Raw genomic sequence first — 24,763 nt, 5'->3', positions numbered from 1 at the left:
TTTCAGAAATCACTATGGGCAATACGTTTGGGCATCTCTTTCGCGTCACCACCTTTGGTGAATCCCACGGGGGCGGTGTGGGGGTGGTTGTGGATGGCTGCCCTCCCCGATTGGAACTGTCAGAAGCGGATATTCAAAAGGAACTGGATCGCCGCCGCCCCGGCCAAAGTCGTCTCACGACCCCTCGCCAAGAGAGCGATCGCTGTGAAATTCTCTCCGGGGTCTTTGAGGGCAAAACCCTCGGCACGCCCATTGCGATTCTGGTGCGCAACAAGGACACTCGCCCCGAAGATTATGCCGAAATGGCACAGGTCTATCGTCCCTCCCATGCAGATGCTACCTATGACGGCAAATACGGGATTCGCAACTGGCAAGGGGGTGGGCGTTCCTCGGCACGGGAAACCATTGGGCGTGTGGCCGCGGGGGCGATCGCCCGCAAAATTCTGGCTCAAGTCGCGGGTACCGAAATCATTGCCTACGTCAAGCGGGTCAAGGACATTGAAGCCATTGTTGATCCTGATACCGTGGCAGCGGCTGCCGTTGAGGCGAATATCATGCGCTGTCCCGATGCCACCACCGCAGAAAAAATGATTGCCCTTGTGGATGAGGTGCGGCGGCAAGCCAACTCCATTGGCGGTGTCATTGAGTGCGTGGTTCGCAATGTGCCTGTCGGCCTAGGCTCCCCCGTCTTTGACAAACTAGAAGCAGATCTTGCCAAGGGGGTGATGTCGCTGCCCGCCAGTAAGGGCTTTGAAATTGGTTCTGGCTTTGCCGGTACCCTGCTCACGGGTCAAGAGCACAATGACGAGTTCTATACCGATGAACAGGGGCGCATTCGCACCCGCACCAATCGTTCTGGGGGGGTTCAGGGGGGCATCTCCAATGGCGAAAACATTATTTTGCGGGTAGCTTTTAAGCCCACCGCCACCATTGGCCAAGCCCAGAAAACCGTGAACCAAGCAGGTGAAGAAACCATTCTAGCGGCAAAAGGACGGCATGATCCCTGTGTGTTACCGCGAGCGGTGCCGATGGTCGAGGCAATGGTAGCTCTCGTTCTCTGTGACCATCTGCTCCGGGATCATGCCCAGTGTCATCTGCTGTTTTAGCGACTGCGATTGAGGGCAATCAGTAACCGCAGGATAAAGATAAACAGGTTGATGTAGGTCAAGTACATCGAAAGGGCAGCAGAGAGGTACTGATCATCGCGGTAGGTACGGGGCAGCACAAAGAAGTCCACCACCGCAGCCCCCACAAAGAGCACGACACCAATGCCAGAAATCGCAATTTCCAGAAACGTGGGTGTAAAGACACCAAAGAAGCTGAAGACTAACTGGAGAACGAGCACCACCAGCAGGGCAATAATCCCCAGTTGTACCGTTTTGGCAAGGGCAAAGCCATCGCGTTCCGACAGATTGGAACCAATGGGACTAGCGGCCATAAACGTGATGCCACAGCCGCCAGCGGCAATGATGATCCCCATAATGCCCACGGTGCTGAGGGCAAGGGCAATCAATCCAGAGAGCGTATAACCCGACAGCAAACTGTAGGTGGCCAACAGGGGTAGGGCTAGCCCATTGTTCCCTTTGCGAGCGGCTCCCTGCGCCACAAAAAAGAGGACAAGTTCAGCAATAATGGCCACAATAAACGTGGGCATGAAGAGTTGGGGCGCAGCAGCAAGCACGCCCAGACCACCCCAGCTACCCACCGCCGTCAGGACGAGGCCACCACCGACAAAGGGCAGGGCATTGCGAATCACATTGGGACCGACGATCGCGCTACTACGCGCCTCGCGAATCGCCTCTTGAAAATTACTGGTACTACTCACGGGAATCCTCCAAGGGTGGTGAATAGACAACATGGCCAGATGGCATAGTTCTATTGTGCCAAAATTCCCAAGGGCACCTAGCTGGCAACAACCACGGAGACCTCTGGTGGCGGGGCGGTTATCTCTAATGGCGGATAGAATTGGGTCAAGACACTCAAGGATAGATGCTCCACCGTTGGGTAGTATCCCAGCCATTGACTGGCTAACTGGGCAAATTGTTCGGGTATCCCACTGACATAAAAGTGCACTTGGCCTTGGGGGCAAGGAGTCGCTAAATTCATGGCTTCTAGTTTGCGCACTGTTGCACGGGCAACGGCATGGGCAGGATCAAGGTGATGAACCGTTGCGGGCAAATACTGCTCAATCACAGGGCGCAGGTGGGGGTAATGGGTGCAACCATAAATGAGGGTATCGGGGTCAAATTGAACTAGGGGGTTTAGGGTCTGACAAACAATGCGGTGGACGCGATCGCCCTCTAGGCAATTGCTTTCCACAAGGGGGACAAACTCAGGGCAAGCCACTTGAGCGATCGCCACTGTGGGTGAGAGTTCCTGAAGTGCCCGTGCATAGGCACCGCTTTTAACCGTTGCGGGGGTAGCAATGACACCAATGCGCTTTCCCAGCGTGACCGCCATCTTGGCAGCGGGGACAATCAAGCCAAGGATCGGAAAGGGAAACTCACTGCGAACCTGTGCCAAGGCAAGGGCTGAACTAGTATTGCAGGCCATTACCGCCATCTTGACGCCTTGGGAATGCATCCACGTCAAAATCTCCCGCACATATTGCAGGATTTCACTGCGGCGGCGAGTTCCATAGGGCAACCGTGCTGTATCCCCAAAGTAGAGAAACGATTCTTGGGGTAAAAGGCGTTGGAGTGCCTGTAAAACCGTTAGGCCCCCCACCCCACTGTCAAACACGCCAATCGCTCCCAGAGGATTTAGCCCTAGGGATGTCTTGTGCCAGTTGTCCACTCGAACCTCGACCTCACACCAACAAAAATGACATTGCCCCGTTCAGCAAGAGGGCAACCACAGCCAATCTACCGCCCTTTTCACCGGGATGAAACACGCTCCAAACCGTGAGAGCCACAATACATCCCCTCTATGGACGCTAGGTCTGAGAAAAGGGCTGTAGTGCCACTCTAGCAGGTTTTGCCAAGAACCGAATAATTGACGCCAAGACCGAACATAGGGTGCTATACATTGAATCACAGAGCACCTGTGGCTGTAAGTTTCGTCACCCCCTACTGGGGAATTATGGTGTGAGGATAGGAAAAACAATGCTCAGTCAGGAACAGCTCACCAGTTCCCATGAGTGTGAGCGCGCGTGGATTGAAATTGATTTAGCGGCCTTGGCAGCCAATACCCAACATCTTCGCCAATGGCTGGCACCAACAACGGAACTTTTAGCCGTGGTGAAAGCAGATGCCTATGGTCATGGTGCCCTCACGGTGGCACAGACGGTTTTAGCCCACGGTGCAACTTGGCTAGGGGTGGCAACAATTCCCGAAGGGATTGCCCTACGGCAGGCGGGGATTACAGCGCCAATTTTGGTCTTGGGATCCGTCAATTTGCCCGTGCAGGTGCAGATGATGGCCGAGTGGCAGCTTCAGCCCACCCTCTCTACACCCAAGCAAGCCTTGATTTTCTCCGACTACGCCGATCATCTGCGGGAACCCCTTGATGTCCATTTGATGATTGATACGGGCATGTCTCGCTTGGGCTGTCCGTGGCAAGATGCCGTGGGTTTTGTGCAGTTTGTGCAGCGGTTACCCAACCTCCGCATCCAAGGGATTTATTCCCACTTTGCCAGTGCCGATGACCCTGACCCCAGTTTGATGCACCAGCAGCAGGCCTATTTTGAGCAGGTGTGTCAAGAACTTGCTCCCCTTGGGTTGGGATCGGTGCGGCGTCACATGGCCAATTCAGCCGCCACCTTGGCCAATCGCAGTAGCCACTATGACATGGTGCGGATTGGTTTGAGTCTCTACGGTGTGTATCCTGCCCCCCATTTACGGGAGGTGGTGCCGCTGCGACCAGTCATGCAAGTGCGATCGCGCATTACCCTATTGAAAGAGATTCCCGCCCATACGGGCATTAGCTATGGCCACCAATTCATTGCCCCCAAGCCGATGAAAATTGCCGTTGTTGGCATTGGCTACGCCGATGGGGTGCCCCGCCTTCTTTCCAACAAGCTTGAAGTCTTGGTTCAAGGAAAACGGGTGCGCCAAGTGGGAGCCATTACGATGGATCAACTGATGATTGATGTCAGTGACATTGATGGCTTGCAAGAGGGGGATGTCGTCACGCTCCTAGGCGAAGATGGCGAGGATTGCCTAACCGTAGAAACTTGGGCGGATACCCTAGGCACAATTACTTGGGAAATTCTCTGCGGCTTCAAGAACCGCTTGCCGCGTATTCCTGTCTCCTGAATTTTGCTACTCTCCTTCAGAGGTGAGTTCGCCAATGTCCTCGAACCAGAGCTGGGGATGTTGCGTAATAAAGTCCCGCATTAACTGCTGACATCGCTCCAAGTTCAGGTCAATCACCTCAACGCCGTGGGCTGCCATGAACTCCCGCGCCCCCCGGAAAGGTCTGGGATTCACCCGCAATCACTTTTTTGATGCCAAACTGCACCACCGCACCGGCGCAGAGATAGCAGGGCATGAGGGTTGAGTACAGTACTGTATCATCGTAGCGACCGATGCGACCCGCATTGGCCAGACAGTCAATCTCCGCATGCAGAATCGGACTGCCCCGCTGCACCCGTTGGTTGTGGCCGCGACCAATGATTTGGCCATTGCGCACCAAGACCGAGCCAATGGGAATGCCGCCCTCTTTGAGTCCTTGCTCTGCCTCGGCGATCGCTGCCGCCATAAATTCATCCATGATTGTCCGCCTGAGCAAATGTTCATTCCTAGTAAACGTCTTTTTCTGAACAGGTGTCTAGTCTTGGTATGATGCAAGCCAGAATCTGCTGGTGTCAGTGTCCATGATCAAGTTTTTGGTAACGGGTGGGGGTGGTTTTATTGGCGCCAACTTTGTGCGCTTAGCCCTTACGGAAGGCTGGGGTGCAGTGCTCAACCTCGATAAAGTGACCTATGCCTGCCACCCTGGAACCTTGGCCATGCTGGAGCAACTGCCCAATTATCAGTTTGTCAAGGGGGATGTGGGCGATCGCTCCCTTGTCCAAGAGCTATTGCAAACCTTTCAGCCCGATGCCGTGATTCACTTTGCTGCCGAAAGCCATGTGGATCGCTCCATCAATAGTCCCCAAGACTTTATCCAAACCAATGTTGTGGGCACCGCCAATCTCCTCGAAGAGGTCAAAACCTACTGGCAACAGTTACCCACTGGAGCACAGGAGCAGTTCCGCTTCATTCATATTTCCACCGATGAAGTCTATGGCAGCCTTGGCCCTGAGGATCCGCCCTTTCGCGAAGACACCCCCTACGCCCCCAACAGCCCCTATGCCGCCTCAAAGGCCGCCTCAGATCACCTTGTGCGTGCCTACCACCACACCTACGGTCTGCCCACCCTGACAACGAATTGCTCCAACAACTACGGCCCCTACCAGTTCCCCGAAAAACTGATTCCCCTGACGATCTGCCAAGCCCTAGCGGGGCAACCGCTACCCATTTATGGCGATGGTCAAAATGTACGGGATTGGCTCTACGTTGAAGATCACTGCCGCGCGGTCTATACCGTTTGGCAAAAGGGTCAGGTGGGGGAAACCTACAACATTGGTGGCAACTGCGAAAAGCCGAACCTTGAGGTGGTGCAAACCCTCTGTGATCTGCTGCAAACCCTTGTGCCCCGGTCTGATTTGAATTACCGCAGCTTGATTACCTTTGTGAGCGATCGCCCCGGCCACGATCGCCGCTACGCCATTGACGCCCGTAAAATTCAGCGAGAATTGGGGTGGCAGCCCCAAGAAACCTTCAGCAGTGGCCTCGAAAAGACGGTGCAGTGGTATCTTGCCCATCAAGATTGGGTGGAAGCAGCGCGCACCGCCGACTACAGTGCTTGGCTGGCAACCCACTATGGCAGCGTTCTTAGTCATTGCCCATGAAGGGAATTATTTTGGCCGGTGGCTCTGGAACCCGCCTCTATCCCCTGACGCAGGTGATCAGTAAACAACTGATGCCCATCTACGACAAGCCAATGATTTACTATCCCCTCTCAATTCTGATGTTGGCGGGGATTCGGGAGATCCTCATTATTTCTACCCCAGAGCACCTCTATCTTTTTGAAAAGCTTCTAGGGGATGGTCATCAGTGGGGCTTGTCCCTCAGCTATTGTGTGCAGCCTCAGCCCAATGGTCTCGCGGAAGCTTTTATCCTAGGGCGGGAGTTTTTACAAGGAGAACCCGTCTGCCTCACCCTTGGGGATAATCTGCTCTACGGCCATGATTTACCCCAAAAATTGCAACAGGGGGCGCAATTGACGGAAGGGGCAATGATTTTTGGCTATCGGGTGGCCAATCCGCAGCAGTACGGTGTGATTGAGTTTGATGCCAGCGGTCGCGTCCTCGGCATTGAGGAAAAGCCAGCAGTACCCAAGTCCAACTATGCGGTGCCCGGCATCTATTTCTATGACCATCAAGTGTGCGATCTGGCAGCCCAACTGCAACCATCGGCACGGGGGGAACTGGAAATCACCGATCTCAACCGCCTTTACCTTGAAAAGGGACAACTGCGGGTGGAATTGCTGGGACGCGGCTATGCGTGGCTGGATACGGGTACCCATGATCTGCTGCAACAGGCCAGCAGCTTCATTCGCACGCTGGAGGAACGGCAGGGGGTGAAAATTGCCTGCTTAGAGGAAATTGCTCTGCATCAGGGCTACATTACCCCAGAGGAACTTTATGAACTCGCCCAACCCCTGCGCAAAAGTAGCTACGGTCAATATCTCTTGCAGGTGTGGGCAGAAGTCACTGGAGGCATTCATGCTTAAGGTACAACCGTTGGCGATCGCTGATGTTCTGCTTTTGGAACCCCGTGTCTTTCGCGATCAGCGGGGCTTTTTCCTAGAAAGCTTTAATCAACGGGCTTTTATGGCCGCTACAGGCTTAGAGGTGACCTTTGTCCAAGACAATCACTCTGCCTCACAACAGGGCGTGCTACGGGGATTACACTACCAGCACCAACAGCCCCAAGGCAAACTCATTCGCGTCATCGAAGGAAAAATTTTTGATGTCGCAGTCGATTTGCGGCGTTCCTCGCCCACCTGTGGCCAATGGGTAGGGGCTTGGCTCAGTGCAGACACCTTCCAGCAACTGTGGATTCCCGCTGGCTTTGCCCACGGCTTCTGGGTGCAATCAGCCACTGCCCAAGTGCTCTACAAAACAACGGACTACTACAATCCGGGGGATGAATATACACTGCTGTGGAATGATCCAACCGTCGGCATTCAATGGCCGATCGACAGCGAACCCCTCCTTTCTGCCAAGGATCAGCAGGGCAAGTCTTTCAACGAACTTCCCCTATTTGCTTGAGATAAAAAATCCCTCCCCAATTGGAGAGGGACACTCAGACGAGGATACGATTAGGCTCTACAGAGCGTTACCACGGGGGAGTACCTCTTCTGGGAAGACAAAGTTTTCATGGGGTTGGTCTTGGGGCGCCATCCAAGCGCGAATGCCCTCGTTCAAGAGCAGGTTCTTCGTGTAGAACGTCTCAAACTCAGGGTCTTCCGCGGCCCGAATCTCCTGCGAAATAAAGTCGTAAGACCGCAGGTTCAACGCCAGACCCACCACGCCAATCGCACTCATCCACAGCCCCGTTACGGGCACAAACAACATGAAAAAGTGCAACCAGCGCTTGTTCGAGAAGGCAATCCCAAAAATTTGGCTCCAGAAACGGTTCGCCGTCACCATCGAGTAGGTCTCTTCCGATTGGGTGGGGCTAAAGGCACGGAAAGTGCTGGCGCCTTCGCCATCTTGGAAGAGGGTGTTCTCCACTGTGGCACCGTGGATGGCACACAACAGGGCACCGCCGAGCACACCGGCCACCCCCATCATGTGGAAGGGGTTCAAAGTCCAGTTGTGGAACCCTTGGAAGAACAGCAGGAAGCGGAAGATGGCAGCCACCCCAAAGCTGGGGGCAAAGAACCAACTGGATTGCCCCAAGGGGTAGATCAAAAAGACGCTGACAAAGACGGCAATGGGGGCACTGAAGGCAATGGCGTTGTAGGGACGGATGCCCACCAAGCGAGCAATTTCAAATTGCCGCAGCATGAAGCCAATGAGGCCAAAGGCGCCGTGGAGGGCGATAAAGGTCCACAGACCACCGAGTTGGCACCAGCGGGTGAAGTCCCCTTGGGCTTCGGGACCCCAAAGGAGAAGAAGGGAGTGCCCCATGCTGTTGGCGGGGGTGGAAACGGCAACGGTGAGGAAGTTGCAGCCTTCGAGGTAGCTGGAGGCGAGGCCGTGGGTGTACCAAGAGGTCACAAAGGTGGTACCGGTCAGCCAGCCCCCGAGGGCAAGGTAGGCGCAGGGAAACAGCAGGATGCCTGACCAGCCGACAAAGACAAATCTGTCACGTTTGAGCCAGTCGTCGAGGATGTCAAACCATCCCCGTTCTGCTGGCGCTCGTCCAATTGCGATCGTCATAAAACTCAACTCCAAAAGGAAGTGATAAAGGCAGATTCGTGAGGTAGCTCAATGGGACGATAAGAGCCAAGTTTACGAATCTTAATAACGACTCTAATCTAGCAAAGGCGTTTTGTGGATTTCAACAACGCATAGATCCCAAGATAGGGCGGTAGCTATTATGGCCCTTGCTTCAACATCCCTGTTAAAAGCTGTTTTTGCCGGGAGGGTGCAATTACTGTGAAAAGGGCTGTAAGATACTCGGTGTTTCTTGCGCTGAATTTTGCCCTATGGGTCGCTCAGTTCTAATTCCCGCCATTCCCGTAAAGGTCTCTGTTCTTGGCTTTCCACTGCACTTGGTGGATAATGCCCCAGAGTGGCTCTTGATGCAGCAGCGGGATGGCCATGGTCAGCACGTGATCACCCTCAATTCAGAGATGGTGATGCTGGCGGAGCGAACACCAGAGTTTGCTGATGTTTTACACCGTGCTGATTTGGTGATTCCCGATGGATCGGGGGTCATTCTCTACCTCAAGTTGCATGGCCTCTCGGTGCGCCGGCTGCCGGGGATTGAATTTGCCGAAGCCCTCCTGCGACTTGCCAATGAGGCGCCCCAGCCCAAGCGGGTCTTCTTCTATGGGGCAGCGCCGGGGGTGGCAGAAAAAGTGGCTGAGCGCTGGCATCGAGAGTTGCCCAACCTGAACATTGTTGGTGTGCAGTCAGGCTACCACGATGCCGATACAGAGGTTGCTCTCATTGAAACGCTGAAGGAGACACAACCCCACATTATTTTTGTGGCTTTGGGGGTGCCTCGGCAGGAATACTGGATCGATCGCCATCGTCACATTTGCCCAGAGGCGATTTGGGTTGGCGTGGGCGGTAGTTTTGATGTGTGGGCGGGGGTGAAAAAACGGGCACCCAAGCTAATGCAAAAACTCCATCTAGAATGGCTCTATCGCCTGTATCAGGAACCGTGGCGCTGGCGGCGGATGTTGGCTTTGCCCCAATTTGCATGGAAGGCGCTCCTAAGTCGTTTGTATGGGCGACAGCGTTTCTCGTCCCGATGACAGCAGTGACCCCAGTGGTACCCCCCTGCGAACCCACCTCTCAGGGGGTAATCGTTGCAGAACTGTGGCAAGTCACGAAGTCCTTTGGTGGCACTTTGCCCTGCTTACATCGCGTCAATTTACAACTGCGACGGGGAGAGTTTTATTTTCTCACGGGTGCTTCGGGGTCGGGTAAATCCACCCTCTTAAAACTTCTCTGTGGCCAAGTTCGCCCAGATCAGGGCATAGTTCGCCTGTTTGGTGAGGAAGTCAATCCCCAGCAGGATCGGCGGATGGCACAGTTGCGGCGGCGCCTAGGGGTGATTTTTCAGGACTTTAAGCTCTTGGGCGATCGCTCCGTGGCAGAGAATGTGGCCTTTGCGCTGCTGGTGCGCGGTATTCCCAAAGCAGAAATTCAGCAGCGGGTACAAACGGCGCTCAAACTGGTGGGCCTGAGCCACAAAGCCAATGCCAATCCCCAATCTCTATCGGGGGGAGAGCAGCAGCGGGTGAGCATTGCTCGGGCGATCGTTGGTGGGCCTGAGCTATTGCTGGCGGATGAACCCACGGGCAATCTGGATCCGCAAACCAGCCAACAAATTCTTGCCCTGCTCCATCGCCTCCATCAACATGGGCTAACGGTTCTCTTTACCACCCATGACTTAGCCTTGACTCGCTTAGTCCCCCATCGGATTCTCCATTTGCACCATGGCAAACTTGAGCCCCTTACCCACCCTTGACTTTTTGCTTCCAGAAGTGCGCCGCAGTCTCTGGCGCGGTGGTTGGCTCAATAGCGCAGCCGTCATTGCGGTGGCCGTGACGCTCTTTATTTTTGGTTGGGGTTGGCAAGTGTCGCACCTCCTTGGCGCTAGTGTTGAGTCCTTGGGCAATCGCCTAGAAATTACGGCCTATGTGTCGCCTGAACTTCCCGCAGCCAAAGTGGCCAGCCTTAAGGAGCAGTTGGCGGCATTACCGGGGGTAGCCGACTTCACTTGGATGGATCGCGATCGCGCTTGGGCAGAATTGCAAGCTGATTTAGGCCTCAAAAGTGAACAGGGTGGCTTAGACCTCTTTGACACCAATCCCCTCAGCGATGAAATCAAGATCCGCGCCCAAAGCCTCGATCAGGTAGCTCCCCTAGCCAGCCAAATTGCCCAAAAGGAAGGCATTGAGTCGGTGCAGTATCTTGAGCGCGCCCTAGTAGGTCTGCAAAGTGTGCAGCGAGTAGTGCGGGGAATCACGTTCATTTTGGTGCTGCTCCTGAGTTTAACGGTAGTTGCCTTAGTGAGCGCCATTTTACGGTTGATTATCCTTGTGCGCCAACCTGAAATTGAGATCATGACTCTAGTGGGCGCCACCCAAACTTGGATTTATACCCCCCTATTTATTCAAGCTGCTAGTCTAGGGGGCGGCGGCGGTTTACTGGCGTGGATGGTTGGCTGGGGTAGCAGTCAACAGCTGCAGCAGTGGTTAGCCCAACAGGCCAGCTTTCGCGCTCTTTCTAGCCATGCCTCTGTTGTCTGGTCACCCGCTTTGGGGGTGTTCTTGGTTCTCAGCGGCGTGATTTTGGGACTGGTGAGTACCCGATTAGCCCTGCCAACCACCTCTCAGCGGTAGGCGGCTATGCCACAATAAATGGGGCAATGACGATTGATTCTAAGGGCTATGACACAATTTACGGCTGACGAGAAAGCAATTGTTCAAAATTATTTCAACACGACCGGCTTCGATCGCTGGCGGCGCATCTATGGCACGGATCAGGTCAGCAAGGTGCAAGCGGATATCCGCATGGGACACCAACAGACCATTGATACGGTACTAGCATGGCTCAAGGCTGATGGCTCCCTCAAGGGTAAACTCATTTGTGATGCGGGCTGTGGTGTTGGTAGTCTGAGCATTCCCCTAGCGGAATTGGGGGCACGGGTCTATGCCAGTGATATTTCCGAGAAGATGGTGGCCGAAGCCCGCGATCGCGCCGCTGCTCAATTGAATGGCCACCATGAACTCATCCTCAGTGTCAGTGATCTTGAAGCCCTGCGGGGACAATACCATACCGTCATCTGCCTCGATGTCCTCATCCACTATCCCGACAGCCAAATGGCAGGGATGCTAGCCCACTTGAGTTCCTTGGCGATGGAGCGACTGATCCTCAGCTTTGCCCCCAAAACACCAAAATATACGCTGCTGAAAAAAATTGGTGAATTCTTCCCCGGCTCCAGCAAGGCCACCCGTGCCTATCTCCACAGTGAGGAATTTATTGTGGGGATTTTGCGAGACTTGGGTTGGCGGATTGAACGCAATGCCATGATCAAAACCCGCTTTTACTTTTCGCGACTCCTAGAAGCAGTGCGCGCCTAGATGACGAACCTCAACCTCAGCTTGGCGGATCTGCAAGCCTTGGGGCGCCAGTGGGGGACATGGCTGCCGCCGGGGACAGTGCTCTTGTTAGCGGGGGATCTAGGGGCAGGGAAAACCACGTTTGTGCAAGCCTTGGGGGAGGGATTGGGCATTGCGGATGTCATCCAAAGCCCCACTTTCACGCTGATTCAGGAATACCCCGAAGGGCGTGTGCCCCTCTATCACTTTGATCTCTATCGCCTTACCCCCGCTGAAGTGGCGGAGTTGGCACCGGAACGCTATTGGCTTGGGGAAGAAATTGATCTGGGAATTGTTGCCATAGAGTGGCCCGATCGCCTGCCAACGCTACCCCCAGACTACCTTAGGCTCCAGCTTCAACGACAGCAGGATCGCACCCATCTAACCTTAGAGGCTGTAGGGGCAGCGACATCGCTGTTGCCCAAGTGCTTAAATCTTTGAGGGCGCGATCGCGATAGGCGGCATAGCGCAAGGCCTTTTGCCGAACATTTTGCTCTAGGGGTGGCAGAATACCAAAGTTGGGGGGCATGGGCTGGAAGGTTTTGCTCTCCGCCGTACTGATGTAGTGGAAGAGGGCACCAGCCATCGTGGTTGGGGGTAATACCAAGGGGGCGAGTCCTTGTGCCAAGCGAGCCGCATTCGTGCCGGCTAACCACCCCCCCGCCGCCGCTGCTGTATACCCTTCGGTACCCGTAATTTGACCCGCCGCCAAGAGGGTGGGGCGATCGCGAAACTGGAGACTGGCACTCAACAACTTCGGCGCATTTAAGAAGGTATTGCGGTGCATCACCCCCATGCGCACAAACTCCGCCTGCTCTAAACCGGGGATCATCCGAAACACCCGCTGTTGCTCCCCCCAGCGTAGATTCGTTTGAAAGCCCACCAAGTTCCACAGTTGGCCGTGGCGATCCTCTTGGCGCAGTTGTGCCACCGCATAGGGACGCTCTCCCGTACGCGGATCTCGCAAGCCCACGGGTTTCAAAGGTCCAAAGCGCAGGGTATCCACCCCCCGCCGCGCCAACTCCTCTACGGGTAAGCAAGCCTCAAAAAATTGAGCATTCTCACGCTCAAAGTCCTTCAAGGGGGCATGTTCAGCTTCACAGAGAGCCTGCCAAAAGCGCTGATATTCTTCAGCAGTGAAGGGACAGTTGAGATAGGCCGCTTCCCCGCGGTCGTAGCGGGAGGCCAAAAAGGCCACCTCACGGTTAATGGACTCCCCAACCACAATTGGGCTGGCAGCATCAAAAAAGCTCAGGTAGTCTAGGCCTGTAAAACGTTGCAAATCCGCACTCAGCGCCTCACTGGTCAGTGGGCCTGTAGCCAGCACCACAATTCCGTCCTCCGGGAGGCGGCGGAGTTCTTCACGGCGCAGTGTAACGAGGGGATGGCGTTCGAGGGTTTCAGTCAACTCACGACTAAACTGGGCACGATCCACCGCAAGGGCGCCTCCTGCCGGCACTTGATGGCGATCGGCAGTGGCAATAATCAACGACCCGAGGGCACGCAGTTCATGGTGCAATAACCCCGTGGCGCGATCGCTCGCCTTGGCACCAAAGGAATTACTGCACACCAACTCTGCCAACTCCGCCGTATGGTGAGCTGGACTAGGCACATGGGGGCGCATTTCATACAGCACCACCGGCACACCCGCTCGAACAATTTGCCAAGTTGCTTCTGTACCCGCTAGACCACCACCAACGACCGTAATCGGTTCCATTGCTATCCTTCTGGGGGAGACTCCACTGCAACTTCTGAGCTGGGTAACGCCTCTGACTCCTCTACCTCTGGCTTAAAGACCAAGCGCAACAGGGGTGGCGCAACGAACGTGGTCACAATCACCATGACGATAATACCGGCATCTAGAGCCTTCGAGAGCACACCGCTGGCCGACCCCACAGCCGCAAAAATCAAACCCACTTCACCGCGAGGCACCATACCAATGCCAATGGCCCAACGGTTAATTCCCGGCTGACCAAAGACCGTTGCCCCTGTAACTACCTTACCAACAATGGCCACAACGACAAGGAAGGAGGCAATGATCAGACCCGCACGATTGGCCGGTTCTAGGGGATTGAGAACGCTAATATCGGTGCGCGCGCCAACACAGACAAAGAAAACTGGCACTAGCATATCGGCAATGGGCAAAATCTGCTCCTCTAGCTCACGTCGTTTTTCCGTTTCTCCCAAGACTAAGCCAGCGGTAAAAGCACCGAGAATCGCTTCCAATTGCAGGATCACTGCCACATAACCAAGGACAAAGGCAAAGATAAGAGAGGGAATCAGCAAGTTACCGCGCGTTGTCAGGCGATCGACCATCCCCAGAAAGAAGGGACTCAGCAGCCGCCCCACGACAACAGACCCCACCAAAAAGACCACAGAGCTAATGATCAAGTAGATCACATTGCTAATCTCGACCGTGCCCGTTTTGGCTAGACTGGCTACCACTGCCAGCACAATAATGCCGAGAATGTCATCGAGAACCGCTGCCCCAATGATGATTTGACCTTCCGGAGAAGTGAGGCGTTGAATTTCGGCAAGGACTTTGGCTGTGATGCCAATACTGGTTGCCGTCAGAGCCGCCCCCGCAAAGATGGCCGGTACCAAGTCCACATGAAAGAGCGTCACGAGGCCGAAGGTTCCCGCAACAAAGGGAGCCACTACCCCCACCACGGCGACGACAGCCGCTTGGGGCCCCACCTTGAGCAAGCCCTCTAAATCCGATTCCAAGCCAATCTCAAAGAGCAGGATCATGACGCCAATTTCTGAGAGGACGGCAATTACCTCACTGGCAGTATTGGCAACCACCGTAGCCAGCGGGTCATCCATACCGGTGGTCTGCTGAATAAACGTCGTCAGCACAGAGGGCTCAGTGGTTCCCCCTTCGGAAAAGACCAACAGGTGCAAAACCGAAATACCAACCACCACACCGCCCACCAGCTCGCCCAACACCGGTGGAAAGTTAATGCGGGCACAAATTTCACCGCCCATTTTGCTCGCCAAGTAAATCACCACCAGACTCAGTAAAACAGCGGCCAAAATTAAAGGTGCTGCTTCCGCCAAGTTCACTGATTCTGCTGCCGCATTGGCAAAAAAGGGTTCAAACAGTAGCGTTATCAAAGGCATAGGAGCAAAGGCTCAAAACTCTTTAACTCAGTTAAGCATGCCTTCCCCTTTTGCTCAACCTGCCTCTGGCCTGAACCGAATCCTATTCCTTTCTGTCTAAATCAAATTGGATTTCAGCAGGTTTATCATCGTTTTTTATAGCAGCGGTCACTCGAGCATGCGCATTCTCTTTGTCGAAGATGACCCCCAGCAGCGACAGCCCATTTGCCTAGCACTGCAGCGGCAGGGCTACACCGTTGATACTGCACCCGATTTGAAAACAGCCTACTGGTTAATCCATGAGGTGGATTATGAATTGCTCATTTTAGATTGGCTTTTGCCCGATGGTGAAGGCACACAGCTGTGTCGCTATTACCGCCAGCAACAAAAAACCGCGCCAATTGTCTTTCTTACCGCAAAGGACACGACGGCGGATAAAGTCACTGGCTTAGATGTGGGTGCCGATGATTATCTCATTAAGCCCGTGGATCTATTGGAATTATTGGCACGCATCCGCGCCCTGCGGCGGCGATCGCCCCTCTGGCAGGGGGATGAACTAACCCTTGAGGGATTAACTCTCCACCTAGAGACTCGGAAGTTGAGCTATCAAGGTGCGGAAATTCAGCTTAAAAGTCGAGATTTTCAGTTGCTCAGCTACCTGATGCGCCATCCACGCCAAGTTCTCAGCTGCCAGCAAATTGAAAGTCAACTCTGGGAATGGGATAAATCCCCTGAGAGTAACGCGGTTGCCGTGCGAGTGAAACGGCTGCGGGAGCAATTGAAGCAACTGGGGGTAGAGCATTGGCTCAAAACCCACTACGGTAGTGGTTATTCCTTGAATCCCCAGCAAAATGTTTCTTAGGAGAGTAATTGGATCAATTCGCTATCGTGCTGGCTTAATTATTGCCATGCCGATTATCTGTCTGTTCATTATTGTCGCGTCATTTATATGGTTGAAGCTAAACCTAATTGAAGATGATGAATGGGTGTTGCATACGCAAAAAGTACGACTAGAAACGCAAAAACTACTTAACTTACTGCTGGACTTGGAAACAGGTGTGCGTGGCTATAGCCTGACACGCAGTCACAGCTTTCTGCAACCTTACATCACAGCAAAATCTCGCATTGTTCCATCATTGGAAAAAATTAGAGGGCTGGTACAGGATAATCCTGAGCAACTTAAAGCTTTAGACTCCATCGAGGAAACCCTTCATCAAAACATTCAGATTTTTGATCGTTACGTATATTCAGAAAATTTTGCATCTACGACTCATGTATTCAGTAAGTCCAACCAAGAGCAAAATATTGATTGGAATAAAAGTCGAATTTTAATGGAAAGAGCACGGCAAAGCATTTACGAATTTTATAAAAATGAGGAGGTGCTGTTGGGCGATCGCCGGCAGCACCAAATTGAGTATCGAGAATTGGCATGGTCAATTATAATTGCTGCCGCCGTGATTGGTGGTATTGCTAGCTTACTCTCTGTTCGCTTGTTTTATCAGCTGGTTGCGGAGCTAGAATTTCGCGAAAATTCCCTTAGGGAAAATAATGAAAAACTATCTGTTGTTTGTCATCAGCTTCAGCGATTTACAGCCAATGCTTCCCATGAGCTAAGGGCACCTTTATCAGCAATTTTAAGTAATAGTCAGCTGGCTCTAATGATCCTAGAAGAAGAGCTGCAAGATGACAGTGAATCATTTGCAACTGTGCAGCAAAATTTAAACAACATTTGCCAGATTGCAAAACAAATGGCCAATTTAGTCAGCGATCTGCTGTTTTTGGCTCGCCATGAAGGTCAATTGGCCAATTGCCAATCGTTTAATGCCCATGCGCTGATCAAGGAATTAGCTGAAGAGTGGCAGCAGCCCATGGATAACCAAGGGATCACATTTGTGGTTCAATTCCCTGAATTGCCCGTCATGGTAAAGGGTGACTTTTTGCTGCTCAAGCAAGCAATTGCAAACCTTTTGAGAAATGCCTGTGCCTATACCCCTAGGGGTGGCAAGGTGAAATTGGAAACTCAGTCAACGGAGCGCGAGGTTCAAATTGCTGTTGTGGATACGGGGATCGGCATTCCAGAAGCTGCCCTGCCCCATGTCTGCGAGCGCTTTTATCGCATTCATCAAGGTCAGAAACAACCGCAGGGCTTTGGTTTAGGGCTGGCAATCGTCAAACAAATTGTTGATGCTCATCAAGGACAGCTGCAAATTCACAGTCGCGTGGGGGAGGGAACAACGGTGACCATTACCTTACTCCCAAGCGGACGTTGACGGACGTTGACATAGTTCTGTCATTTTTTTTCCTTAATCTAGGGATTGAAGCATTGAGGACACAGAAGATGGTTAGGAAGTATTTATGGGCCTTGGGTATGTCTCTTTTTGTTGGTACTACGGGCGTTTTGATGCCGCCGATGGCTCAAAGCGTTGCCCAGTCGGTAACCCCGATTCGTAATTTAGGCAATGTCTATGGCATTACCATTCGCGGCACCGTACGCAGTGCGGTTGGCAATCATTTCATTCTCGATGATGGTACTGGCCAAGTGATTGTGGATGCGGGGCCGCGTTGGTTTCACCAAATCAATCTCCAGCCCGGCGAAACGGTCACGGTGGTGGGGAAATATGATGATTATGATTTTGACGCCTTTCGTATTACCCGCGCCAATGGAGAGGTGATTAACATTCGTCCCCATGGTGGGCCTCCCCCTTGGGCGGGTGGCCGGCGACGCTGGGAGCAACGACAAGCGCGTTAGGATAAACCACTTTACCACATAGGCCGCTGGAAAATTTTGTGAGGTAGCTAAAAATTTCGATGGATAGAGGGGGCGATTGCCCCTTTTATTTTCAGCGATCGCTAGCCAAAATCAGCCTAGAATCCAGCCTAGTTCTATTACGGATTCTTGGGTTAAGGCATGAGTTTTTCGAAACTTTCCGCGAAAGGATTCTTGGTATAGTAGAAGCGTTTACGAACTACTGTCCACTCGTCATTGGGTCAGCCATGCTACTGAAGTCCACAACACGTCACGTTCACATCTATGCCGGCCATGTGGTTGATGGTGAAGTTCATCCTGATACAGAAACGCTGACGCTGAATGTGGATCCCGATAACGAGTTGGAGTGGAACGACGCCGCCCTAGCGAAGGTGGAAGCCAAATTTCAGGAGTTGGTGGCAAATGCCGCTGGCGAGGACTTGACGGAATATAATCTGCGGCGCATTGGCTCGGACTTGGAGCATTTTATTCGCTCTTTGCTGATGCAGGGGGAAATTGGCTACAACCTCAACAGTCGCGTGCGCAACTACAGTCTGGGGATTCCTCGTGTGAATCACTCCTAGATTTATTCATCCTTAATCGCGAATTATTTAACAGGTACTTTGACAGCGAAATTTCCCGCTACAGTCCTGACATATTGGGATGCATAGAGGGAGTACAATCCTCTCTGCTAGTCGCTTTCACGGTTTTGAAGGTGTGCTCTCTTTGTGAAAGGCGCTGTGTTTGCCTTGTAGTACCGCTGAATTGGCCAAAAAAAAAAGAGGCCATTACTGACCTCAAAATGACACTTTGACCGCTGAAAATTGGGAGAGAGTTAAGGTCTAGAGGAGACCCCAGAAGTGAAGCACGCCTTGTTTGGTGATCAGTTCTGTGAGTAGCGCCGCCACAAAGCCAATCATGGCGAGGCGACCGTTCCAAATTTCAGCTTGGGGGGTGAATCCAAAGACCCATGCGTTGCGATCTTCAGCTTTGATGGTTTTGGTATCTTCCATGGTTTTGACTCCTGATCGAACCCTGTACCCTCACTGTAACAATTCTTTACTAATTCCGCAACATCTCTTAATATATTTTTCTCTATTGCTGTCCTAGAGGGCGATCGCGGTATCCCTAATCAATGACTGTGGCCATCTTCACGTTCTCCAGCTTGGCGAGGATTTGCGGCTTGTAGTTTTCAAACTCTGCTTTGAGGAGATTACGGCTCACAATCGCTGGGGCAGAACTGGGCAAGCTTTTACTGGTTTGCAGCCAATCCCGTAGCAGTTGCCGCTGGAAGGTAGCGATCGTAAACATGCGGACATTGATGCAGTGTTGCGGATCCTCAAGGGAGAAAAAGAGCAGCGGATAGTAGCCGGTCTCCGAGAGCAAAACGCAGAGTTCTTGGTTGCGTGGCAGTTTCATATCCAAATAACAGGGCAACCAGCGGGGACCTTGTTTGGGATCGTAGATAGCAGTAATCCAGAGGATCATCGGGTGGGGACTGGTGGTAAAGAGAAACTGGTTGTAGCGAATATTGAGCATGCGCCGATCAATTTCTGGGCGAGGCAGCATCACCCACAGCGAGGCGGCTGATTCCCGCTGTGCATACAAAGGCATCGGAAAGACAATTTCCGCGACGGGTTTATCGGCAGGCCAAACACTTTGCCAGCAGACTTCTTCAACCGTTGCAAGGGCAACAGGCGGTTGAGACTGGCGTTCTGAGGGTTGAGAGACTTTTGCAGCAACCTCTACCCCCGGCTGGGTGACTCGACTACTCCCAAACTGTTCCTCAAGGGCTGTTAAGACGTTGATAATTTCACCGACGTTTTGGGGGCGATCGCTGGGGGACTTGGCCATGCAGGCCATGATCAGTTCCTCAAGGACAGGAGGAAGATACAACCCTGGACTGGCCACATTGAAGGGCACTGGCTTTTGGAAGTGGTGTGCCTTAAACCAACTGCCAATGGAGTGGGTGTCCGCCTGAATGGGCATCTTGCCGGTGAGTAGCTCATACATGGTGATGCCAAGACTGTAGATATCCGAGCGGTGATCCAACTCTCGCCCTTCAATTTGCTCTGGGGAACAGTAGGCCAAAGTGCCCATAAACGACGAGGTTTGCCTTTTTTCAGAGACATCCCCCAAAAATTTGGCAATCCCAAAATCCAATAGCTTCGCAAGTTCCCCCATCGTGCCATCCTGAATCACAAGGACGTTGCTAGGTTTGATGTCACGGTGAATAATGGGGCATTTTTGGCCTTCGATGATAATTCCCTCATGGGCTACCTGCAGACCAAGGCACATATGGCGTGCAATTCGCAGAAATCGGCTTAAGGGCAGGGGTTCTTCTAGGAGCAAATCACTGAGGTTTTCGCCTTCCAAAAATTCCATGACGTAGAAGGGAATTTCCTCGTTGTTCATGCCGTAGTCGAGCACCCGCACCACGTGCATACTTTTCTGACCGAGGAGAGCACCCGCGCGCGCTTCTTGGGCAAAGCGGGTTTTCATGCGATCGTTGAGCAGGGTTTGCGACAGGAATTTAACGGCAACGGGAACACCACCAAGGAGAATGTCCTCTGCTCGATACACCCGCCCCATTGAGCCTTTGCCAATCAGCTCCGTCAGCTGGTACCGATTCATCAGAATTTGGCCAATGTTGGTATCGCGGTGCGGTTCTGACATAGTTGCCTCAAGGGGAAATCGGCTGACGAGGTCGCAAACAGGCAAGTATTGTGTTGCTAGGTCGCTATGGTTATACGTCTATTATAGCCATTTCGAAAGGAGATGAGATATTTTCAAGAGGGATAAGCTATACTCAAAGAGTCATGAATGTTACTCAAGAATATGAGCTATAGCTTGGACTTACGAGAGCGGGTTGTCTCCTATATCAAGCAAGGTGGCAAAATCAGTGAAGCGACTCAAATTTTTCAGGTGAGCCGCGCCACTATCCATCGCTGGCTGAAGCGAGACGACTTAGCCCCCACAGTTGTCCCCCGTCGTCCTTGGAAGCTGGATTGGGCGGCCTTAGCAGCCGATGTTGCTGCCCATCCCGATGACCGTTTAATCGACCGTGCCCAGCGATTTGGCGTTCAAGTTTCCACCATTAGTTATGCCCTCGCCCAGATGGGCATCACCCGAAAAAAAAACAGATACGTTACCAAGAACGGTGTGAAGAAGAGCGACAAGCGTATCAACAGCAGCTCGACACATGGGTAGAGAGCCACGGCAAGGAAACGCTGGTGTATATCGATGAAACGGGGTTTGACTCTTGGGTGGCGTGTGAGTATGGGTGGTCAGCGCGAGGCCAACGAATTGATGGAGAGCGAGCGGGGAAGCGTCAGAAAAGAGAGAGTGTAGTCGCAGGACGGTATAGACACCAGAAAGACTTCATCGCGCCGATGCTGTTTTCAGGATATTTGAATGCGTTAGGGTTTGTGAGCTGGCTGAGTCAGTACTGTTTGTCAGCGTTAGAGAAACGTTCGTTGTTGATGATGGATAATGCACCGATTCATCCGAAAGGGGCGATTCAGGAAGCGGTCAAAGCGGCGGGTCACGAGGTGTTATTTTTACCGAAATACTCTCCTGATTTGAATGTGATTGAGCACGACTTCAGTGCGCTGAAGCGAGCGCGGATGTATGCAGGGTCAAACAGTTCGATTGATGAGGTGATTCGCAAGTATTGTGCTGGATAATATCTCATTCTTGATTGGAATAGCTATATCTCTAGAGTCTTTAGGTTCTGTTTGATCCATTGGGGCGATCGCTCCCCCCAATCCGTAGTTTCTTAAGCCTTTTTAGGGTTCTAAGCATTGGGAACGCCTAACCAAGACATCAGTGAAGAACTGGTAATCTGAATCTCTTTCTCCAGATCCGGAACAGGGATAAAGACCACACCGCCACTACAGGAAATCTCCCCCACCGATCGCCACTGATTCGCGGTATAGATGTGCACATGATCAACGGCGCCCCGTCGCCAACTGCGCCACATCTCACTGGCAGCACAATCATAGAGTTGATAGCCTTCGGGAATGGCGGCACGGGTAAAGGGCACCAGTTGTGCCTTATTTTGAGCAAGATCAGGGAAAAATGAACCATGGGTCAATGCTTGTCGCAAAGATTCCCACGCATCGCAGTAGCGCTTGACCATGATCTGCGGTTGACCATTTTCACTTTTGCCTGTGGCAATGACGCCCGCTTTGTTGTCCACCAGTTGCCAAGTCCCTAAGACGGATTCAATGCGATAGTTGGGATTCGATGCAAGGCTCTCAGCCCCATTGACAACATCGGCAACAAAAACAGCAAACAACTCGCTGTCATCCATGTATCCACTCCCGATTCTGCTTCTCTCTTAGTGTAGCCAGTTCGCTGGGCCGCACCAGCAGGAGAGGGGGAGCCAATTCATTTTTACTTTTTGAAATTAAAACATCTGGGAAAATTTCCTTTCTGAGGCGATCGCAAAGCTCCGTATAATCATGGATTGATAAGGTAGTTGCATGGCTGCCTTCACTGGACTCTTACGCAGGGGTATCTCCCACACTCTGACTGCTTTGAGATGCTTTGACTTCTGAGGTTAACCATGAAATATCGCATTTTAATGGCGACGCTGCTGGCGGTATGTTTAGGGATTTTTTCCTTGAGCGCCCCCGCCTTTGCCGCAAAACAGACTTTAACCTATGACGATATTGTCGGCACTGGTCTGGCCAACAAGTGCCCCACGCTTGATGATACGGCACGCGGTGCCTACCCCATTGATAGCTCCCAAACCTATCGCATTGCCCAACTGTGCTTGCAGCCGACGACATTTTTGGTCAAGGAAGAGCCTAAGAACAAACGCCAAGAGGCCGAATTTGTTCCCACAAAACTGGTGACCCGTGAAACCACGAGCTTGGATCAAATTCAAGGGGAACTCAAGGTCAACAGCGATGGCAGCCTCACGTTCATAGAAGAGGATGGGATTGATTTCCAACCAGTGACCGTGCAAATGCCCGGTGGCGAGCGTATCCCACTGCTGTTTACGGTGAAAAACTTGGTGGCGAGCACTCAGCCCAACATTAGCAGCATCACCACTTCAACGGATTTCAAAGGGGAATTCACCGTTCCTTCCTACCGCACCGCCAACTTCCTCGATCCCAAAGGACGGGGCTTGGCCTCTGGTTATGATTCGGCGATCGCCATTCCCCAAGGTAAAGAAGAAGAGCTGGCTCGCGCCAACGTCAAACGCTTCTCCCTGACCAAGGGTGAAATTTCTCTGAATGTGGCGAAAGTGGATGGCCGCACGGGTGAAATTGCTGGCACCTTTGAAAGTGAGCAACTCTCCGATGATGATATGGGTGCCCACGAACCTCACGAAGTGAAAATTCAAGGGGTCTTTTACGCCCGCATCGAACCTGCCTAGGATCGACCAGCCCATGGCGACTCTTTTAGAACTCAGGGAACTGCGGGTCGCCTACCCTACAACGGAGACATCATCTGCTGCAACATGCGTGGTGGATGGTGTTTCTTTTTGTGTGGCCGCAGGGGAGCGGTTTGGCTTAGTGGGGGAGTCGGGTTGTGGCAAATCCACGATTGGTAAGGCCATTTTGCAATTATTGCCGACTGGGTCACAGGTTGCTGGGGCGATCGCCCTTCAGGGGCAATCCCTTTTGGAGCTGACCACTTCCCAATTGCGGCGACTGCGGGGCGAGCAAATTGGTTTGGTCTTTCAAGATCCGATGACGCGCCTCAATCCCCTCATGAGCGTCTATGACCACTGCGATGAGCTATTGCGGAGTCATTGCTCTGCTTGGAGTCGCTCCCAACGGCGGCAGCGCATTGTTGAGGTGTTGGATCGGGTGAAAATTTCGGCCAATCGCCTCTATCAATATCCCCATGAGTTTAGTGGCGGGATGCGTCAACGGGTGGCGATCGCCCTTGCGTTGCTCTTGAACCCACCCCTGATCATTGCTGATGAACCGACAACGGCGCTAGATGTGACTGTCGCGGCGGAAATTCTCGATGAACTCACGCGCCTGTGCCAAGAGGAGCAGCGGGGACTGCTGCTGATTTCCCACGATTTGGCATTGATGGCCAAGTATTGCGATCGCCTTGCGGTCATGCACCAAGGCAAGATTGTTGAACTGGGAGCGGCTCGTCAAGTGCTGCAACAGCCCCACCACCCCTATACCCAGTCCCTACTTGCGGCCACCCAACTCACCCCTAAAGAAACCCCACCCTTGGACACTGCCCCAGAACTGCTGCAGGTTCACAATTTACAGCGGCACTACCGCTTGGGGGGATGGCTACAACCGCAAACCACGATTCGAGCGGTTGATGGCGTCGATCTAACGTTGCGCCGCGGAGAAACCCTTGGCCTTGTGGGCGAATCCGGCTGTGGTAAAAGTACGCTCTCGCGCCTGATTCTGCAACTGATTCCCGCCAACGCCGGTGAAGTGGTCTTTTTGGGGCGCAATTTAACTCAATTACCAGCGGCACAACTGCGCCCAGTCCGCCGCGATCTGCAAATGATTTTCCAAGACCCCCATGCCTGCCTCAATCCCAAAATGACCGTAGGGCAAAACTTGCTGGAGCCACTGCTAATTCATCGGCTGATGGCCAAAGAGGCTGCCCAAGAACGGGTACGCGAGATGCTGGCACAGGTGGAATTAACCCCCAGTGAAGTGTATGTTCATCGCTATCCCCATGCCCTGTCGGGGGGACAACGCCAACGGGTGGCGATCGCCCGTGCCCTGATTACCCATCCCCAACTGGTGGTCTGTGATGAACCAGTGAGTATGCTCGATGCCCATATCCAACGCCAGGTGCTGGCGCTGATGCAACAGTTAAAGGAACAATTCCAACTCACTTATCTCTTTATCACCCACGATCTGGCGATCGCCCGCTATTTTTGCGATCGCATTGCCGTCATGTACGCTGGTAAGATCGTTGAACTGGCTCCCACTGCCCAATTGTTTGCCCAGCCGCAGCATCCCTACACGCAAAAATTGCTGGCCGCTGCTCTGTAGCGTATCTTAACCATTTTTCCCCCATTTCTTAGGCAAACCCTAACCCAACTTCCCTAAAGTTTAGGAACTGGCTGCCCACAGT

The 24,763-nt window shown here is 52.9% G+C and carries 24 protein-coding genes and 2 pseudogenes; 17 read left to right on the top strand and 9 right to left on the bottom strand.

The window, feature by feature from the left end; all coding sequences use genetic code 11:
* Positions 1-14: 14 nt before the first annotated feature.
* Positions 15-1,106, top strand: coding sequence for a chorismate synthase (gene aroC, locus RHP47_RS03895; protein ID WP_286626682.1), 1,092 nt, complete (start codon positions 15-17; stop codon positions 1,104-1,106).
* Here the strand turns inward: aroC and RHP47_RS03890 are convergent.
* Both RHP47_RS03890 and murI read right to left on the bottom strand, forming a co-directional pair.
* Complete coding sequence (locus RHP47_RS03890; RefSeq protein WP_190278207.1) at positions 1,103-1,825, bottom strand: Bax inhibitor-1 family protein; 723 nt, start codon at positions 1,823-1,825, stop codon at positions 1,103-1,105. The two genes, aroC and RHP47_RS03890, sit on opposite strands and share 4 nt — an antisense overlap.
* A gap of 77 nt (positions 1,826-1,902) precedes the next feature.
* The gene (gene murI, locus RHP47_RS03885; protein WP_149818353.1) at positions 1,903-2,796 is read right to left on the bottom strand and encodes a glutamate racemase; all 894 of its coding nucleotides are present in this window, start codon (positions 2,794-2,796) and stop codon (positions 1,903-1,905) included.
* A 308-nt stretch (positions 2,797-3,104) separates the two neighbouring features.
* Here murI and alr point away from each other — a divergent pair, with 308 nt between their 5' ends.
* A complete protein-coding gene (gene alr, locus RHP47_RS03880) occupies positions 3,105-4,256 on the top strand; it encodes an alanine racemase (protein ID WP_286626680.1) in 1,152 nt (383 codons plus the stop codon).
* 6 nt (positions 4,257-4,262) lie between these two features.
* Here the strand turns inward: alr and RHP47_RS03870 are convergent.
* A pseudogene (locus RHP47_RS03870) lies at positions 4,263-4,713 on the bottom strand (nucleoside deaminase).
* A 103-nt stretch (positions 4,714-4,816) separates the two neighbouring features.
* Between RHP47_RS03870 and rfbB the strand changes: the two are divergent.
* Genes rfbB through rfbC form a run of 3 tightly spaced genes read left to right on the top strand, consistent with a single transcriptional unit; the run spans position 4,817 to position 7,321 of the window.
* Positions 4,817-5,896 (top strand): dTDP-glucose 4,6-dehydratase, encoded by a 1,080-nt coding sequence (gene rfbB / locus RHP47_RS03865; RefSeq protein ID WP_310841075.1) that lies wholly within the window; start codon positions 4,817-4,819, stop codon positions 5,894-5,896.
* Positions 5,893-6,780: a glucose-1-phosphate thymidylyltransferase RfbA gene (gene rfbA / locus RHP47_RS03860; protein WP_286626674.1), complete on the top strand. Its 888-nt coding sequence runs from the start codon at positions 5,893-5,895 to the stop codon at positions 6,778-6,780. The genes rfbB and rfbA overlap by 4 nt, the downstream gene beginning before the upstream one ends.
* The gene (rfbC, locus tag RHP47_RS03855) at positions 6,773-7,321 is read left to right on the top strand and encodes a dTDP-4-dehydrorhamnose 3,5-epimerase (protein WP_286626672.1); all 549 of its coding nucleotides are present in this window, start codon (positions 6,773-6,775) and stop codon (positions 7,319-7,321) included. Before rfbA ends, rfbC begins: the two co-directional genes overlap by 8 nt.
* 57 nt (positions 7,322-7,378) lie before the next feature.
* On the opposite strand, the gene psbD is transcribed toward rfbC, so the two are convergent.
* Positions 7,379-8,437 carry a photosystem II D2 protein (photosystem q(a) protein) gene (gene psbD / locus RHP47_RS03850; RefSeq protein ID WP_149818344.1) on the bottom strand — a complete coding sequence of 353 codons (1,059 nt, stop codon included), beginning with the start codon at positions 8,435-8,437 and terminating at the stop codon, positions 7,379-7,381.
* Between the two features lie 269 nt (positions 8,438-8,706).
* Between psbD and RHP47_RS03845 the strand changes: the two genes are divergently transcribed.
* From RHP47_RS03845 to tsaE, 5 genes are read left to right on the top strand one after another with little or no spacing between them, the layout of a single operon-like run.
* Entirely contained in the window at positions 8,707-9,483 is a 777-nt protein-coding gene (locus RHP47_RS03845) for a WecB/TagA/CpsF family glycosyltransferase (RefSeq protein ID WP_310841073.1), read from the top strand.
* Positions 9,480-10,202, top strand: coding sequence for a cell division ATP-binding protein FtsE (gene ftsE / locus RHP47_RS03840; RefSeq protein WP_286626671.1), 723 nt, complete (start codon positions 9,480-9,482; stop codon positions 10,200-10,202). Before RHP47_RS03845 ends, ftsE begins: the two co-directional genes overlap by 4 nt.
* Complete coding sequence (locus RHP47_RS03835) at positions 10,171-11,079, top strand: ABC transporter permease (RefSeq protein WP_149818340.1); 909 nt, start codon at positions 10,171-10,173, stop codon at positions 11,077-11,079. Before ftsE ends, RHP47_RS03835 begins: the two co-directional genes overlap by 32 nt.
* A gap of 48 nt (positions 11,080-11,127) precedes the next feature.
* The gene (gene bchM, locus RHP47_RS03830; RefSeq protein ID WP_149818338.1) at positions 11,128-11,820 is read left to right on the top strand and encodes a magnesium protoporphyrin IX methyltransferase; all 693 of its coding nucleotides are present in this window, start codon (positions 11,128-11,130) and stop codon (positions 11,818-11,820) included.
* The gene (gene tsaE / locus RHP47_RS03825; RefSeq protein WP_149818336.1) at positions 11,821-12,279 is read left to right on the top strand and encodes a tRNA (adenosine(37)-N6)-threonylcarbamoyltransferase complex ATPase subunit type 1 TsaE; all 459 of its coding nucleotides are present in this window, start codon (positions 11,821-11,823) and stop codon (positions 12,277-12,279) included.
* Here the strand turns inward: tsaE and trmFO are convergent.
* Positions 12,182-13,555 (bottom strand): FADH(2)-oxidizing methylenetetrahydrofolate--tRNA-(uracil(54)-C(5))-methyltransferase TrmFO, encoded by a 1,374-nt coding sequence (gene trmFO, locus RHP47_RS03820; protein ID WP_310841072.1) that lies wholly within the window; start codon positions 13,553-13,555, stop codon positions 12,182-12,184. The genes tsaE and trmFO overlap by 98 nt on opposite strands.
* A gap of 2 nt (positions 13,556-13,557) precedes the next feature.
* On the bottom strand, positions 13,558-14,961 hold the full coding sequence (locus RHP47_RS03815) for a cation:proton antiporter (protein ID WP_310841071.1): 1,404 nt from the start codon (positions 14,959-14,961) through the stop codon (positions 13,558-13,560).
* A gap of 157 nt (positions 14,962-15,118) precedes the next feature.
* On the opposite strand from RHP47_RS03815, the gene RHP47_RS03810 reads away from it, so the two are divergent.
* From RHP47_RS03810 to ndhM, 4 genes are all read left to right on the top strand, one after another.
* Complete coding sequence (locus RHP47_RS03810; RefSeq protein ID WP_149818330.1) at positions 15,119-15,802, top strand: response regulator transcription factor; 684 nt, start codon at positions 15,119-15,121, stop codon at positions 15,800-15,802.
* A gap of 46 nt (positions 15,803-15,848) precedes the next feature.
* Positions 15,849-17,210: a CHASE3 domain-containing protein gene (locus RHP47_RS03805; RefSeq protein ID WP_286626662.1), complete on the top strand. Its 1,362-nt coding sequence runs from the start codon at positions 15,849-15,851 to the stop codon at positions 17,208-17,210.
* A gap of 140 nt (positions 17,211-17,350) precedes the next feature.
* Complete coding sequence (locus RHP47_RS03800; RefSeq protein ID WP_315863022.1) at positions 17,351-17,689, top strand: DNA-binding protein; 339 nt, start codon at positions 17,351-17,353, stop codon at positions 17,687-17,689.
* 245 nt (positions 17,690-17,934) lie between these two features.
* Positions 17,935-18,270, top strand: a complete 336-nt coding sequence (gene ndhM / locus RHP47_RS03795) for a photosynthetic/respiratory NAD(P)H-quinone oxidoreductase subunit M (RefSeq protein WP_206199685.1) — start codon at positions 17,935-17,937, stop codon at positions 18,268-18,270.
* Between the two features lie 258 nt (positions 18,271-18,528).
* On the opposite strand, the gene RHP47_RS03790 is transcribed toward ndhM, so the two are convergent.
* Complete coding sequence (locus tag RHP47_RS03790; RefSeq protein ID WP_011056299.1) at positions 18,529-18,699, bottom strand: chlorophyll a/b-binding protein; 171 nt, start codon at positions 18,697-18,699, stop codon at positions 18,529-18,531.
* A gap of 115 nt (positions 18,700-18,814) precedes the next feature.
* Complete coding sequence (locus tag RHP47_RS03785) at positions 18,815-20,362, bottom strand: serine/threonine-protein kinase (protein ID WP_286626657.1); 1,548 nt, start codon at positions 20,360-20,362, stop codon at positions 18,815-18,817.
* A gap of 162 nt (positions 20,363-20,524) precedes the next feature.
* Here RHP47_RS03785 and RHP47_RS03780 point away from each other — a divergent pair.
* A pseudogene (locus RHP47_RS03780) lies at positions 20,525-21,372 on the top strand (IS630 family transposase).
* A 110-nt stretch (positions 21,373-21,482) separates the two neighbouring features.
* Here RHP47_RS03780 and RHP47_RS03775 read toward each other — a convergent pair.
* Positions 21,483-22,001, bottom strand: a complete 519-nt coding sequence (locus RHP47_RS03775) for a hypothetical protein (protein WP_149818322.1) — start codon at positions 21,999-22,001, stop codon at positions 21,483-21,485.
* A gap of 255 nt (positions 22,002-22,256) precedes the next feature.
* Here RHP47_RS03775 and RHP47_RS03770 point away from each other — a divergent pair, with 255 nt between their 5' ends.
* Positions 22,257-23,075 (top strand): photosystem II manganese-stabilizing polypeptide, encoded by an 819-nt coding sequence (locus tag RHP47_RS03770; protein ID WP_149818320.1) that lies wholly within the window; start codon positions 22,257-22,259, stop codon positions 23,073-23,075.
* A gap of 13 nt (positions 23,076-23,088) precedes the next feature.
* Complete coding sequence (locus RHP47_RS03765) at positions 23,089-24,681, top strand: ABC transporter ATP-binding protein (RefSeq protein ID WP_310841070.1); 1,593 nt, start codon at positions 23,089-23,091, stop codon at positions 24,679-24,681.
* Positions 24,682-24,763 lie beyond the last annotated feature (82 nt).

The sequence above is a fragment of the Thermosynechococcus sp. QKsg1 genome (assembly GCF_031586415.1).
GTDB lineage: Bacteria > Cyanobacteriota > Cyanobacteriia > Thermosynechococcales > Thermosynechococcaceae > Thermosynechococcus.
Note: the sequence above shows the minus strand (reverse complement) of the source record. Positions and strands in the feature narration are given on the sequence as shown.

Bases quoted from the DNA above. Each gene is read 5' to 3' on its own strand.
- RHP47_RS03815 (WP_310841071.1), bottom strand. From the start codon at position 14,961: ATGCCTTTGATAACGCTACTGTTTGAACCCTTTTTTGCCAATGCGGCA.
- RHP47_RS03845 (WP_310841073.1), top strand. From the start codon at position 8,707: ATGGGTCGCTCAGTTCTAATTCCCGCCATTCCCGTAAAGGTCTCTGTT.
- trmFO (WP_310841072.1), bottom strand. From the start codon at position 13,555: ATGGAACCGATTACGGTCGTTGGTGGTGGTCTAGCGGGTACAGAAGCA.
- tsaE (WP_149818336.1), top strand. From the start codon at position 11,821: ATGACGAACCTCAACCTCAGCTTGGCGGATCTGCAAGCCTTGGGGCGC.
- rfbB (WP_310841075.1), top strand. From the start codon at position 4,817: ATGATCAAGTTTTTGGTAACGGGTGGGGGTGGTTTTATTGGCGCCAAC.
- ftsE (WP_286626671.1), top strand. From the start codon at position 9,480: ATGACAGCAGTGACCCCAGTGGTACCCCCCTGCGAACCCACCTCTCAG.
- rfbA (WP_286626674.1), top strand. From the start codon at position 5,893: ATGAAGGGAATTATTTTGGCCGGTGGCTCTGGAACCCGCCTCTATCCC.
- RHP47_RS03835 (WP_149818340.1), top strand. From the start codon at position 10,171: ATGGCAAACTTGAGCCCCTTACCCACCCTTGACTTTTTGCTTCCAGAA.
- psbD (WP_149818344.1), bottom strand. From the start codon at position 8,437: ATGACGATCGCAATTGGACGAGCGCCAGCAGAACGGGGATGGTTTGAC.
- RHP47_RS03800 (WP_315863022.1), top strand. From the start codon at position 17,351: ATGGCTCAAAGCGTTGCCCAGTCGGTAACCCCGATTCGTAATTTAGGC.
- ndhM (WP_206199685.1), top strand. From the start codon at position 17,935: ATGCTACTGAAGTCCACAACACGTCACGTTCACATCTATGCCGGCCAT.
- RHP47_RS03790 (WP_011056299.1), bottom strand. From the start codon at position 18,699: ATGGAAGATACCAAAACCATCAAAGCTGAAGATCGCAACGCATGGGTC.
- RHP47_RS03805 (WP_286626662.1), top strand. From the start codon at position 15,849: ATGCCGATTATCTGTCTGTTCATTATTGTCGCGTCATTTATATGGTTG.
- RHP47_RS03765 (WP_310841070.1), top strand. From the start codon at position 23,089: ATGGCGACTCTTTTAGAACTCAGGGAACTGCGGGTCGCCTACCCTACA.
- RHP47_RS03775 (WP_149818322.1), bottom strand. From the start codon at position 22,001: ATGGATGACAGCGAGTTGTTTGCTGTTTTTGTTGCCGATGTTGTCAAT.
- rfbC (WP_286626672.1), top strand. From the start codon at position 6,773: ATGCTTAAGGTACAACCGTTGGCGATCGCTGATGTTCTGCTTTTGGAA.
- RHP47_RS03810 (WP_149818330.1), top strand. From the start codon at position 15,119: ATGCGCATTCTCTTTGTCGAAGATGACCCCCAGCAGCGACAGCCCATT.
- RHP47_RS03770 (WP_149818320.1), top strand. From the start codon at position 22,257: ATGAAATATCGCATTTTAATGGCGACGCTGCTGGCGGTATGTTTAGGG.
- RHP47_RS03785 (WP_286626657.1), bottom strand. From the start codon at position 20,362: ATGTCAGAACCGCACCGCGATACCAACATTGGCCAAATTCTGATGAAT.
- alr (WP_286626680.1), top strand. From the start codon at position 3,105: ATGCTCAGTCAGGAACAGCTCACCAGTTCCCATGAGTGTGAGCGCGCG.
- bchM (WP_149818338.1), top strand. From the start codon at position 11,128: ATGACACAATTTACGGCTGACGAGAAAGCAATTGTTCAAAATTATTTC.
- aroC (WP_286626682.1), top strand. From the start codon at position 15: ATGGGCAATACGTTTGGGCATCTCTTTCGCGTCACCACCTTTGGTGAA.